We start from the raw sequence: 13,581 nt of genomic DNA on the forward strand, positions 1-13,581 counted from the left end.
GTGAATGCATATTTCAAGGAAATCGAATCGTTGATGAAAAAAGTAATTCATGAAGAACAGCAATCTGTTGAGAGAGTTGCGGCAGAGATGACGAAACGCCTCTCGATTGGTGGTATTGTTCAGTTGTTTGGTTCAGGCCATTCTCACTTAATAGCAGAAGAGTCGTTTTTTCGTGCGGGTGGTTTAGTACCTGTAAGTCCTATTATTGTCGAATCGTTGATGATTCATAATGGTGCTTTCCAGGCATCTATAAACGAAAAAGACCCTGAATTCATTCAAACATTTGCGGGTCAGTTAGATTTTCGTCCTGAAGATGTAATCATTATTATTTCAACTTCCGGTCGAAATGTGGTACCAATAGATGTAGCGCATATTGCAAAAGAGTCCGGGGCTTATGTTGTTTCCCTCCAGTCTCTCTGCTACAATGCGTCTGAACAGCCGTCCAAACACCATTCAGGAAATCGACTTGAAGATGTTGCGGAAACTGTATTGAATACGCATGTAACGCTTGGAGATGGGCTTCTGGTATCGGAGGGAATGCCATATGCTCCGGCTTCTGGTATTATTGGGAGTATGCTTCTTCATGCCGTATTTAGTCGTGTAATTGGTATGATGATTGAAAGTGGCATAGATCCACCAATATTTAAAAGTGCCAATTTGGATGGGAGCTCAGCACATAATGAGCAGATGATTGCAACTTATGGGAAGCGAATTAAGTTTTAATCGACTAACAAACTAATTAATTAAAAGGGAGAGTTTAAAATGATTGAAAAAAATTACAAAGTTACTAGCAACGAAGGCCTTCACGCACGTCCATCATCCATATTAGTATCCGCGGTAACACCATTTACATCAGATGTGAAACTTGAGTATAACGAAAAGACCGTGAACCTGAAGTCGATTATGGGTGTTATGTCACTCGGGATTTCAGCTGGAGCCGATATAAAAATCATCGCTGATGGTGCGGACGAGAAAGAAGTATTGGCTAAAGTTGATGAAGTACTTAAATCAGAAGGAATTGCTCAGTAATCACGGCGATTTAAAGCATTGGAGTGCCAAAAGGTGTCAGTAACTGACACCGGAGAACGTATTCGAACTAGCGTAGGCGCTATACAGGGGCATCCCCTAAGCTCAGAAGCGGTATTCAATGTACTAATTCATTCAACGTATATAGCTAACAAATGTGCTTCAAACCCCTGTGAAAGCATCACCCGAGTTTCAAGCGGGTGATGCTTTACTATCTTTTTGGATAGCAAATCGACTTTTTTACCTAATCGATGAACTATCAATGTTAAAACGGAAATCGCTGTGATATAGTGGGAAATGTGAAAGAAGGTGTGCGTATTGAGAAAGAAATACGGAAGACTCAGGAAAAAAGAAAATGTTATCGTCTTTCCGGGAACATTTGAAAAGCTTGTTGAAAATGGCCATGTAGCCGTTGAACAGGAGAACTACGAATTGGCAGTGGAAGCATTTGACCAGGCTATTATATATGAACCTGATAATCCGGATTTTCTGGGACCTTACGCTGTTGCCCTCTACGAAACAAAAGACTTTCCACGTGCAAAGGAAATTGCAGCAAAGCTCCTTCATAGCGGAACCGCCGATTATGTCGATGCAATGGAATTATATTTGACAATTAGCATCCAATTGCAAGAGTACGATGAAGTTGAAATGACCATCGAAGCCCTTATTGATGAAGGGATTGTTCCGCCAGATATGCTGAATAAATTCAATTATCTAAGGGAATTGAATGGTCGTTTGTCTGATCGCTATGTACAGGACGAACCGAGCTATCAAGTGGAAGTATTCACATTAGACGAATTCATGAAGATGGACGCGCTAGCACAACAGTATGCGCTGGCCTCTCTTGAAGGAAGCGATCTAACTGATTTAGTCCCATTACTTGAGAAAATCGCTGTGCGAGACGATGTAGCGCCATTAGCTATAACGTTCGCATTGACTCTACTGCATCAAATAGGGTACTCTGAAGAACTCACAGTACGAAAATTTGACTGGGAAAAGTGTATTGTACCGGCAGCCATGACATTGCCTGGGCAAGATGATTTTACAAAACAAGTCCTTACAGAAATGGATCGTCGATTACTGCAGGATCCTTCCAAATTTGAAATGGCGCAAGGTCTCATTGAAAAATTTGCAATTACTGCATTCCCTTTTGGCTGGGGGAGTCATACAGTAGAAGAAGTCACAACAGCCTATGTAAACTACATAGAAAGCCTGTTTTCAGGAGAACGGTTACCTGAGTCAGGGCTTAACAAACTAATTCAGCAGATCGACAACGATTCGGACCTATTGTAAAGTGCGAAATCTGTTGAAAGATGAAGAGACTATGATATACTGAAATGGTTGTCAATGGAGTATATAAGTACGAAAAGATATTGGCCAAAACGATTCGGAGGTATTTAATTATGTCAGTTAAATGGGAAAAACAAGAAGGAAACACAGGGATTCTAACAGTAGAAGTACCCGCAGAAGTAGTAACGGTGGGTCTTGATAAAGCATTCAAGAAAGTTGTGAAAACAATACAAGCACCAGGATTCCGTAAAGGGAAAATGCCACGTCAAATGTTTGAAAAAATGTATGGCGTAGAATCACTTTACAATGAAGCACTTGATTTCATTCTTCCAGAAGCATACTCAAATGCACTTGACGAAGCAGGCGTAGAACCAATCGATCGTCCTGAAATCGATATCGAACAAATGGAAAAAGGAAAAGAACTTATCTTCAAAGCAGTTGTTACATTGAAGCCAGAAGTGAAACTTGGCGAATATAAAGGCCTTGAAGTAACACGTCAGGAAACAACAGTTACTGACGAAGAAATCGAAGAGCAACTGAAAGATCGTCAAAAAGCTTTCGCTGAATTGGCTATCAAAGAAGATGGCGCAGTTGAAAACGGCGACACAGTGAAAATCGACTTCGAAGGTTCTGTTGATGGAGAAGTTTTCGACGGCGGTAAATCTGAAGGATACGATCTTGAAATTGGTTCAGGTTCATTTATCCCTGGTTTCGAAGAGCAATTGATCGGCATGAAAAACGACGAAGAAAAAGACGTCGAAGTTAATTTCCCTGAAGAATACCATGCAGCAGAACTTGCTGGTAAACCAGCGATTTTCAAAGTGAAAATTCATGAAATCAAATCAAAAGAAATTCCAGCACTTGATGATGAACTTGCAAAAGAAATTGATGAAGAAGTAGAGAGCCTTGAAGCATTACGTACGAAGCTGAAAGAAGCAACTTTGGAAGAGAAAAAATCCGCATCTGAAGTAGCACTTCGTGATGATCTTGTCGAAGCAGCTGCGAAAAATATGGAAGTTGAAATTCCAGAAGTAATGATCAATTCTGAAATCGAACGCATGATGGAAGAATTCGGACAACGTCTTCAATCACAAGGTATGAACCTTGAGCTTTACTTCCAGTTCTCTGGACAAGATGAAGCAGCACTTCGCGCACAAATGAAAGACGATGCACAAAACCGTGTTCGTGTTTCACTAGTACTTGAAGCAATTGGTAAAGCTGAAAACATCGTAGTTGAAGAAGCAGATATTAATGTAGAACTTGAAAAAATGTCTGAACAATTCGGTATGGATGTTGAGCAAATCAAAACTACACTTGGTGGAACTTCAGTTCTTGAAAACGACCTTCGTTTCAATAAAACGGTTGAGTTCCTTGTTGCAAACGCAAAGATTACTGAATAATAAAGTGGAATAAGGACAAGGTACGGAAGACCGTACCTTGTTTTTCATAGAAAGACATAGAATATCCTTCTTGAATAGGGAAGAATTCTAATTAGTTGATAAAAATCGGGGAATCTTGTAAGATTGTCACTTAAATAGGGGTGAGCATAATGTTCAAATTTAACGATGAAAAAGATAACTTGAACTGTTCTTTTTGCGGGAAATCCCAGGAACAGGTTCGTAAGTTAGTCGCTGGTCAGGGCGTCTATATTTGTGATGAATGCGTTGAGCTTTGTGCTGAAATCGTTGAAGAGGAAGTCGGACTTGAAGAAGGTTTCGAGCTTAAAGACGTTCCAAAGCCGAAAGAAATACAAAGTATACTCGATGAGTATCTTATTGGACAGGACCGTGCAAAGAAATCACTTTCAGTTGCTGTCTATAATCACTATAAACGTGTTAATTCAAACAGCAAGATTGATGATGTCGAGCTATCGAAATCCAATATTGTCTTAATCGGACCAACAGGGAGCGGTAAAACATTACTTGCTCAAACGCTTGCTAGAATCCTCGACGTACCTTTCGCAATTGCGGATGCTACATCTTTGACTGAAGCGGGATATGTTGGAGAAGACGTAGAAAATATTCTGTTGAAACTGATTCAAGCCGCAGATTATGATGTGGATCGTGCAGAAAAAGGGATCATCTATATTGATGAAATCGATAAAGTTGCACGTAAATCCGAAAATGCATCAATTACTCGTGACGTATCAGGCGAAGGCGTCCAACAGGCACTTCTTAAAATTCTTGAAGGGACAGTTGCGAGCGTGCCACCACAAGGCGGGCGTAAACATCCTCATCAAGAATTCATCCAAATCGATACGACAAATATTCTCTTTATTGTTGGGGGAGCATTTGACGGAATCGAAGAAATTATTAAACGCCGTATAGGACAAAAAGTAATCGGATTCGGCGCAGAGCCAAACACAGTCAATGAAGAGGAGTCTTACCTTGCTAAACTGATTCCGGAAGATCTTCAACGTTTTGGTTTGATCCCAGAATTCGTAGGTCGTCTACCTGTCCTTGCGAGCTTGGAACAGTTGAGCGAAGATACGCTGTATCAGATCTTGACACTTCCGAAAAATGCAATCGTAAAACAGTACCAAAAAATGTTTGAACTTGATAATGTTGTGCTGCGATTCGAAGATGATGCTTTGCTTGAAATTGCAAAAGAGGCAATCACACGAAAAACAGGTGCTCGTGGTCTGCGTTCAATTATCGAAAATATCATGCTCGACGTAATGTATGAACTGCCTTCACTTGAAGAAGTGACTGAGTGTAACATTACTAAAGAATCCGTCTTGGGACAATCAAATCCAATCCTTTTAACAGCGGATGGCACCCGAGTTCATCTGGATAGTGAGAAAGACTCGGCGTAACGCATAAAGGATGAAGCTGACTCCGATGACGCGCGTGAAAATGCGCTCTTCGGGTGTCAGCTTTTTTTCAACGTTTTAACTATACCCTGCAGATGTCTCACATCTCTTTAAGTGGTGACAGTTTGCAATGCATACAATTCAATGGGGTTTAACCCCTCTGCTGGATGTAAGTACGCCCAAGTTGGATATACATAATTAATGGAGGAGACTTCCGCATGTCAACTAATAAATTGAACAATATACCATTGTTGCCGCTTCGAGGGTTGCTCGTGTACCCTACAATGATTTTACATATTGATGTTGGAAGAGAACGCTCCGTATTTGCCATTGAACACGCAATCGCTCAAGATAACCTTATTTTTCTTGCTACTCAGAAAGATATAAGTATAGAAAATCCAGAACCAAAAGATCTATATAAAACAGGAACATTAGCGTTTGTTAAATCGATGACTCAATTACCAAATGGGACGTATCGCATACTTATTGAGGGAATTGAACGTGCAGAATGGTCGGATTATGAGGAAGCGGATCTATATCCTGTGGTTAAAGTAACTGGTTATCCAGATGATGAGGAAATAGACGCAGAATCGGAAGCATTAATGAGAACATTACTTACATATTTCGAAAAGTACTCAAAAATCTCTAAAAAAGTGACAGAAGATACGTATGATTCTGTCGCTTCAATTATAGAACCGGGAAGACTTGCAGATACGGTCGCGTCTCATTTACCGCTCAAACTGATTGCAAAACAAGAAGTACTTGAAATGAAAAATGTCAATGAACGCCTTGAATGGCTTATGACTAGACTTTATAATGAGCAAGAAGTACTTAATCTTGAAAAGAAGATTAATGAACGTGTCAGGGAAGCTATGGAGCTTACGCAAAAAGAGTTTTATTTACGTGAGCAGATGAAGGCAATCCAGACTGAACTGGGTGATAAAGACGGTAAAGGTCTAGAAGTTGTGGAATTGAAGAGACAGATTGAGAGTTCGGGTATGCCAGAAGGTGTTAAGGAAACCGCGTCACGTGAGCTCGATAGATATGAAAAACTGCCATCTGCTGCTGCCGAAAGTGGAATCATCCGCAATTATATCGAGTGGCTCGTTACGTTACCGTGGTCAGATGCCTCAAAAGATCAACTGGACATAAATCGCTCGGAAGAAATATTAAACCGTGACCACGATGGACTGGAGACCGTTAAAGAACGTATTCTTGAATATCTGGCAGTTCGTCAGTTAACGAATTCATTACGGGGACCAATCCTTTGTCTTGCAGGTCCACCAGGTGTCGGGAAAACGTCTTTAGCCAGATCTATCGCAGAATCTCTTGGCAGGGAATTTGTTCGAATTTCACTTGGTGGAGTACGGGACGAGTCGGAAATCCGCGGTCATAGACGGACATATGTGGGAGCAATGCCTGGGCGAATTATTCAAGGTATGAAAAAAGCAGGTAAAATTAACCCTGTTTTCCTACTGGATGAAATCGATAAGATGTCAAATGACTTCCGGGGGGATCCATCGTCCGCGATGCTTGAGGTACTTGACCCAGAACAAAACAATAAGTTTAGTGATCATTATATCGAAGAACCTTATAACCTATCGAATGTCTTATTCATTGCGACTGCTAATGATTTAGGTACGATACCGGGACCGCTTCGTGATCGGATGGAAATAATTTCAATCGCCGGTTACACAGAAATTGAGAAGCACTCTATTGCGAAAAATCACTTGATACCTAAACAGTTGAAAGAGCATGGATTGACGAAGTCACAAGTGCGTATCAATGATCCAGCAATTCAGGACATTGTAAGGTATTATACGCGTGAAGCGGGTGTACGTGGTCTAGAACGACAAATTGCAGGTATTTGCCGTAAAGCTGCGAAACTGATTGTCACGGGTGAGAAGAAGAGTATCACGGTTAGTCCGCGAACTCTTGAATCTCTCGTTGGCAAAAAGAAATACAGGTATGGCCAAGCAGAGACAGTCAATCAAATCGGTGTCGCTACAGGGCTTGCTTATACGCAAGTCGGAGGAGACACTTTGCAAATAGAAGTTTCTTTATCGCCAGGAAAAGGTAAACTTATTCTGACAGGTAAACTTGGTGACGTCATGAAAGAATCTGCACAAACAGCACTGTCCTATGTGCGTTCGAAAACTGTAGAATTCGGGATTGCTCCAGACTTCCATGAAAAGTGTGATATCCATATCCACGTACCGGAAGGCGCGATACCTAAAGATGGTCCTTCAGCTGGTGTAACTATTGCTACAGCGCTGGTCTCTGCATTGACGAAACGGCCAGTACGCCGTGAAGTCGGAATGACCGGTGAAATTACACTGCGCGGCAGAGTTTTGCCGATTGGTGGCGTGAAAGAAAAAACATTAAGTGCCCATCGAGCTGGCTTGACGACAATTATCTTGCCAAAAGAAAATGAGCGCGACATCGAAGATATTCCAGAAAGCGTCCGGGAAGAATTGACATTTAAACTCGTTTCTGACGCAGAAGAGGTCCTCGAAATTGCATTGGAGGAGACTTCCAAATGAAAGTCCATAACGTAGAAATGATAATGAGTGCTGTACGACCTGATCAATATCCGATACAAGGATACCCGGAATTTGCATTAGCAGGCCGGTCTAACGTTGGTAAATCATCGTTCATTAACAAAATGATTGGCAGAAAAAGCCTTGCCAGAACTTCTTCAAAGCCTGGTAAGACTCAAACACTAAACTTTTATAAAATCGAAGAGCAAGTATTTTTCGTCGATGTACCGGGATACGGCTATGCAAAAGTATCAAAGTCATCTCGTGAAACATGGGGGAAATTCATACAAGAATATATGACTGAACGGGAACCTCTCCAAGCTGTCATCCAAATTGTTGATTTGCGTCATGCTCCAAGTGCTGAGGATTGTGCAATGTATGATTTCCTTGTGGAGAACAACATTCCTGCAATCATCATTGCGACGAAAGCGGACAAGATTCCAAAAGGGAAATGGGAAAAGCATAAAAAAGTTGTTCGCGAAACGCTTGAGATGCGTCCATATGATGCTTTAATTGTCTTTTCGTCAGAAAAGGGAATTGGTATGGATGAAGCTTGGAGAGAAATCGAGAGCAGAATGTAACTATAAAAGTTAGAAAACCGGAAGCCGAGCAATAGCTCGACTCCCGGTTTTTTTATAGTGTGCTGTCGCTCAGAGGCTTGGAAAGCGATTAAAACGTAAGTGAACGATAAAGGATTTACACACTATCGGTATAATTCAATGGAAAATATGATCCAAGGTTATTGTAATGAAATATGGACAGTCAAATGTTGTTTATATCCACTGAAAGAACGATACAAACAAAGCAATTCAATTCAATTAAAGAAATTGTTAGCATAATAAATGTAGTTTCATGAATTAGAATAATATGTTTTATAAAAAGCAATTAGATTCGTATGAGGTGCTAAGTTGGCAAAAAAGAAAATTTTAATTGGGGATACGGAAAATAAAGCATCATTCATTTTCGAACAGATAGAGCATATGAATATTCCATTCACAGTAGACATAGAAAAAATGTATGTGATAAAGAGGTCATCCGAAGAGTTGTTGACGAAGGCATGTGATGAAGAGTATGAATTCTTTTTAACGTTTGTAGTCCAGAAAAGAGATATTGTAAAAGTAGAAGCGATTATTGCACAGCACGCCTCGCCCAATGAACGTGATGAATGGCAGAAAAAAGCGAAAAAAATCAAAAGAAAAGAAACTTTCATTTTTGCCATTTGGATTGTCATATATTCTATTTTGATTTTGACCATTGAGGTTGGGAAAACAATAGATGGAAATAGCATTTCATACATAGCTTGCTTTATTCTATGGTTAGGCGGTACCATTTTAACGGTTAAAAATTATAGAGAGTACAAACGAGCAAAGGAAGAAAAGTTACTTAAACAATATACGTTGTTTTCGATAATTTTTGGAAGTAGTTGCATGATTCATGCTTTCAGTTCATTTTTAACTATGAATCGATAATAGTGGCATTTAGCGGGCGCTTATTATTTTCGCTCCTGGAAATTGGAAGTGTACTCGAGTTTCATTTGTACACTATAATAATTTCCTCGTATAGTTTTGTTATTCTGTCGTATAGTATTGGTAAACGGTAATACAGCTTCACAAAATTTTAGTTTGTTTGGCACATTAATTGCATGTAAATTTGAAGGATGTTAGAATTAGATTATAATCATTATAAATAGTTATGTTTAATCATTTGTATTCATATGTTGTTCACAAATTCTCCTAAGAAAAGTGATAACTATATGGTATAATGGAAAGCGTGAAATAGAACGTGAGAGGTGTGAACACCTGATGCATACAATCGTAATCGGTGTCAATCACCGGACAGCACCTGTTGAAATAAGAGAGAAATTATCTTTTATTGAAACAGAACTGCCACAGGCGATGCAAACATTGCAACAGCAAAAAAGTATATTAGAAAATATTATTATATCGACATGTAACCGAACTGAAATTTACGCGGTTGTTGATCAGCTACACACAGGTCGCTATTATGTGAAAAATTTCTTGGCTGAATGGTTCGATATGCCCCTTGAGTCATTCTCTTCACATCTTATTATCATGGAAAATGATGGTGCGATTGAGCATCTAATGCGCGTATCAGCAGGCATCGATTCCATGGTTCTTGGTGAGACGCAGATTTTAGGGCAAGTGCGGGACAGTTTCCTTGAAGGCCAATCGATGGGTACAACAGGTACTCTTTTCAATGAGCTATTTAAACAAGCCGTAACGCTTGCGAAAAAAGCGCATACTGAAACGGCAATTGGTGATAACGCTGTCTCTGTTTCCTATGCTGCTGTAGAACTCGGGAAAAAGATCTTTGGCACATTGGATAAAAAGCATGTGGCTATTCTTGGAGCAGGTGAAATGGGTGAACTTGCCGTTAAGAACTTGCACGGAAGTGGTGCGAGCAAAGTGACTGTCGTTAATAGAACACTTTCGAAAGCGGAAGTACTTGCCGATAAATTCGGAGGCGTAGCGAAATCAATGCAAGAACTGCAATGCACACTTCTTGAAGCTGATGTACTGATCAGTTCAACGGGTGCAACCGATTTCGTTATCGACTTTGAACTTATGCAGTTAGTAGAGCGGCTTCGTAAGGGAAGACCGATATTTATGGTTGATATCGCTGTACCGCGTGATTTAGATCCGCGTATCGGTGATTTGCCGAATGTCTTTCTTTACGACATCGATGATTTACAAGGTATTGTTGAAGCGAATCTTGCGGAAAGAAAACGGGCCGCCACAGAAATTGGCCTCATGATTGAGCAGGAAATCGTCATATTCAAGGATTGGGTTGCTCAACTAGGAGTAGTTCCTGTCATTTCTGCACTTCGTCAAAAAGCACATCGTATCCAATCGGAAACGATGGCAAGTATAGAAAACAAAATGCCTAATTTGACGGACCGCGAGAAAAAAGTATTGAGCAAACACACTAAATCGATTGTCAATCAATTATTGAAAGATCCTATTTTACAAGTGAAAGAATTTGCCATGGATTTGAAATCAGCTGAAAAACTGGAGTTGTTCCAGCAAATATTCGGTATTGATGAAGATGTTGTGAAAGAGAAAGAATCGCTTGCGAAACAGGCGAAAGAACGGTTAAACGTCAGTGCAGATAAACATGTGACGCCACAACCGGATATGACATTTTGAACGTTTGTCAAAGGGGCGTTTCCGCATCAGTGTGATACACTATAGATGCAGAAACGCCCCTATTAGTTCGGAAAGGCAGAGAAGTTATCATGGTGGATATGATGATGGCAAGACTGCATGAAGTGATGGTCGTACTATATGCAGTTAGCCTAGTTTTTTATTTTATAGATTACTTGAATAAAGATACATTTGCACACCGAAGTGCTTTTTGGATATTAAGCATCGTCTACTTTCTACAAACTTTCTTCCTTGTGATGTATATAATCGAATGGAAGAGGTTCCCGATACTCACACTGTTTGAAGGAATCTATTTTTACGCATGGCTTTTGATTACATTATCCATTATCATGCATCTATTTTACAAAGTTGGTCACGCTGTCTTTTTCTTAAATGTGATTGGGTTTATCTTCATGACGATTCACACATTTGCACCTGAACAAATTGAACAGTCTCCAATAGGCGAGGCACTTATTTCTGAGCTGTTATTCATCCATATTACATTCGCAATTTTGTCCTATGCGGCTTTTGCGATGTCATTTGTTTTTTCGATTCTATATCTTCTCGTCTATAAAGTTTTGAAAAAGAAGAAATGGTCAAAACAATTTAACAGGCTTCCTTCTCTTCATCAAACAGAGATGGGAATGAAGGCAGCTCTTTATACTGGTATCCCGTTTCTGCTCGTCAGTCTAATTCTCGGTATGCAGTGGGCGATTGTTGCACTTGATGAATGGTCATTTTTCGATATGAAGATTATCGGCTCCTTTATTTTACTTGTCGTGTATGGTTCTGTATTATTCTTGAAGCGAAGTGGCAAGCTAAATGGGAATGACTTTGCATGGGCCAACGTATTCGCATTCCTTTTTGTTATCATCAATTTTTTCCTCGGAAGCAAATTATCCGAGTTCCACTTTTGGCTTTAACTTAATTCAGCCGAGTTTCAAACCCGAACTGTATTAAGGTAAAGCCTCCGGCGGATGCGATGTTCTAAGGAAAACTACTTTACTTAAACTAGGCACTAATTCTCCAAGGCAATATTGATTATGAAAGGTTGGATTAATTTAGTATGAGAAAAATTATCGTAGGTTCTAGAAGAAGTAAACTTGCATTGACACAAACGAACTGGTTTATCGAACAGATGAAAGCTGCCGGGGCTCCGTTTGAATTCGAAGTGAAAGAAATTGTTACGAAAGGCGATCAAATCCTTGATGTTATGTTGTCAAAAGTTGGGGGTAAGGGTCTTTTCGTAAAAGAAATTGAGCAGGCTTTGTTCGATGAAGAAATCGATTTCGCAGTACATAGCATGAAAGACATGCCCGCTGTTCTTCCCGAAGGGCTTGTTATCGGATGTATCCCACCTCGTGAAGATGCACGCGATGCATTCATTTCAAACGGGCATGTGAAATTCATGGACTTACCGATAGGCGCTAAAGTGGGGACGTCTAGTTTACGTCGTAGTTCACAGTTACTACTTCTGCGTCCTGATCTTGATATCCAGTGGATTCGTGGAAATATCGATACACGATTGAAAAAAATGGTTGACGGTGAATACGATGCGATTCTCCTTGCAGCTGCAGGTATGAATCGAATGGGCTGGAGTGCAGATGTCACTACAGAATATATGTCAGTTGAAGATTGTATCCCAGCAGTAGGACAAGGTGCACTTGCGATTGAATGTCGAATTGACGATCAAGAGTTGCTTGCGGAACTTGCAAAATTAACGGATGAAAAAACGTGGAAAGAAGTTGAAGCAGAGCGTACTTTTCTAACTGAAATGGATGGCTCATGTCAAGTTCCAATTGCCGGATTTGCGCAATACAACGGTAGCGAAGTTGAACTGACGGGCTATATTGCTTCTCCTGATGCAACACAGGTATTTAAAAAGACTTTTTCGAGTGCGAATCCCGTTGAAGCGGGTATGGAGGTTGCGAAAACACTGCGTGCCGAAGGGGCTTCAGAAGTGATTGAGAAAGTGAAGGCGGATATGGATGCGTGATAGTCAACCGCTGTTAGCTGAAACAGTCATCTTTACAGGAACGCCGAAGTCTACTGATGTATTTGAATTGGTGAAGCGCTATGGAGGGACGCCTGTTTCACTGCCACTTATTCAAGTAGCAGAGTTAGTGGAACCGACAGATGAGCTTCGTTTGAATGCTTGTCCAATCTATGATTGGCTTATATTTACGAGTCAAAGTGCAGTAGCTGCTTTTGGAGCCAAGCTCATTCGTCACGGTTTTTCTTCGGAATTAATTCCCGCAAAAATAGCTGCGGTTGGTACTCGAACTGCGGAAGCACTCGAGAAAATCGGTTTTACAGTCGATTTCATTCCAACAGTGTTCAGTGCAGATACATTCGTGAAGGAATTTAACCCTGCTGACACAGATATCCGACGCATTCTTTTTCTACGCGGATCAATTGCAGGCGTCACCATTAAAGAGGAATTGCCTTTTGAAGTGGATGAATGGACAATCTATACGACGGAGCGTGCGGGAGATTCCATCGATTCTCTCGTTGATTTATTGCAACAAAAACAGTATTTGACTGTCCTATTCGCAAGTCCTTCGGCTGTGGACGTTTTTGCTGAAGAAGTGGTCCCGCGAACAGGATGGACAGGTTTTACAATAGGGGCCATCGGACATGTAACAGAAAAAGCGTTGTTAGAAGCTGGTGCGGCCGTTCATGTTAGGCCCGATACATATACACTTATGGATCTCGTTGAGAAATTGGCGGGGCGAAAGGAAGGGTAATT

12 protein-coding genes are annotated in these 13,581 nt (G+C 40.6%); all 12 read left to right on the top strand.

Features of this window, described 5'->3' with window-relative positions; genetic code table 11:
- The gene (locus tag FQ087_RS03150; RefSeq protein ID WP_149579093.1) at positions 1 to 723 is read left to right on the top strand and encodes a sugar isomerase domain-containing protein; all 723 of its coding nucleotides are present in this window, start codon (positions 1 to 3) and stop codon (positions 721 to 723) included.
- A gap of 39 nt (positions 724 to 762) precedes the next feature.
- Positions 763 to 1,029, top strand: coding sequence for a phosphocarrier protein HPr (locus FQ087_RS03155; protein ID WP_304624652.1), 267 nt, complete (start codon positions 763 to 765; stop codon positions 1,027 to 1,029).
- Positions 1,030 to 1,344: 315 nt separating this feature from the next.
- A complete protein-coding gene (locus tag FQ087_RS03160) occupies positions 1,345 to 2,319 on the top strand; it encodes a tetratricopeptide repeat protein (RefSeq protein WP_188006623.1) in 975 nt (324 codons plus the stop codon).
- A 110-nt stretch (positions 2,320 to 2,429) separates the two neighbouring features.
- Positions 2,430 to 3,716, top strand: coding sequence for a trigger factor (gene tig / locus FQ087_RS03165; protein ID WP_149579095.1), 1,287 nt, complete (start codon positions 2,430 to 2,432; stop codon positions 3,714 to 3,716).
- A 149-nt stretch (positions 3,717 to 3,865) separates the two neighbouring features.
- Entirely contained in the window at positions 3,866 to 5,131 is a 1,266-nt protein-coding gene (clpX, locus tag FQ087_RS03170; protein ID WP_149579096.1) for an ATP-dependent protease ATP-binding subunit ClpX, read from the top strand.
- Positions 5,132 to 5,346: 215 nt separating this feature from the next.
- The gene (gene lon, locus FQ087_RS03175) at positions 5,347 to 7,671 is read left to right on the top strand and encodes an endopeptidase La (RefSeq protein ID WP_149579097.1); all 2,325 of its coding nucleotides are present in this window, start codon (positions 5,347 to 5,349) and stop codon (positions 7,669 to 7,671) included.
- On the top strand, positions 7,668 to 8,249 hold the full coding sequence (gene yihA, locus FQ087_RS03180; protein WP_149579098.1) for a ribosome biogenesis GTP-binding protein YihA/YsxC: 582 nt from the start codon (positions 7,668 to 7,670) through the stop codon (positions 8,247 to 8,249). The genes lon and yihA overlap by 4 nt, the downstream gene beginning before the upstream one ends.
- 327 nt (positions 8,250 to 8,576) lie before the next feature.
- Positions 8,577 to 9,137 (top strand): hypothetical protein, encoded by a 561-nt coding sequence (locus FQ087_RS03185; protein ID WP_149579099.1) that lies wholly within the window; start codon positions 8,577 to 8,579, stop codon positions 9,135 to 9,137.
- A gap of 333 nt (positions 9,138 to 9,470) precedes the next feature.
- A complete protein-coding gene (hemA, locus tag FQ087_RS03190) occupies positions 9,471 to 10,835 on the top strand; it encodes a glutamyl-tRNA reductase (RefSeq protein WP_149579100.1) in 1,365 nt (454 codons plus the stop codon).
- Positions 10,836 to 10,924: 89 nt separating this feature from the next.
- Positions 10,925 to 11,755 carry a cytochrome c biogenesis protein gene (locus FQ087_RS03195; protein ID WP_149579101.1) on the top strand — a complete coding sequence of 277 codons (831 nt, stop codon included), beginning with the start codon at positions 10,925 to 10,927 and terminating at the stop codon, positions 11,753 to 11,755.
- 143 nt (positions 11,756 to 11,898) lie between these two features.
- Positions 11,899 to 12,828, top strand: a complete 930-nt coding sequence (gene hemC / locus FQ087_RS03200) for a hydroxymethylbilane synthase (protein ID WP_149579102.1) — start codon at positions 11,899 to 11,901, stop codon at positions 12,826 to 12,828.
- Positions 12,821 to 13,579, top strand: a complete 759-nt coding sequence (locus FQ087_RS03205; RefSeq protein ID WP_149579103.1) for a uroporphyrinogen-III synthase — start codon at positions 12,821 to 12,823, stop codon at positions 13,577 to 13,579. Before hemC ends, FQ087_RS03205 begins: the two co-directional genes overlap by 8 nt.
- Positions 13,580 to 13,581 lie beyond the last annotated feature (2 nt).

This window comes from Sporosarcina sp. ANT_H38 (genome assembly GCF_008369195.1).
In the GTDB taxonomy this organism is placed as follows: domain Bacteria; phylum Bacillota; class Bacilli; order Bacillales_A; family Planococcaceae; genus Sporosarcina.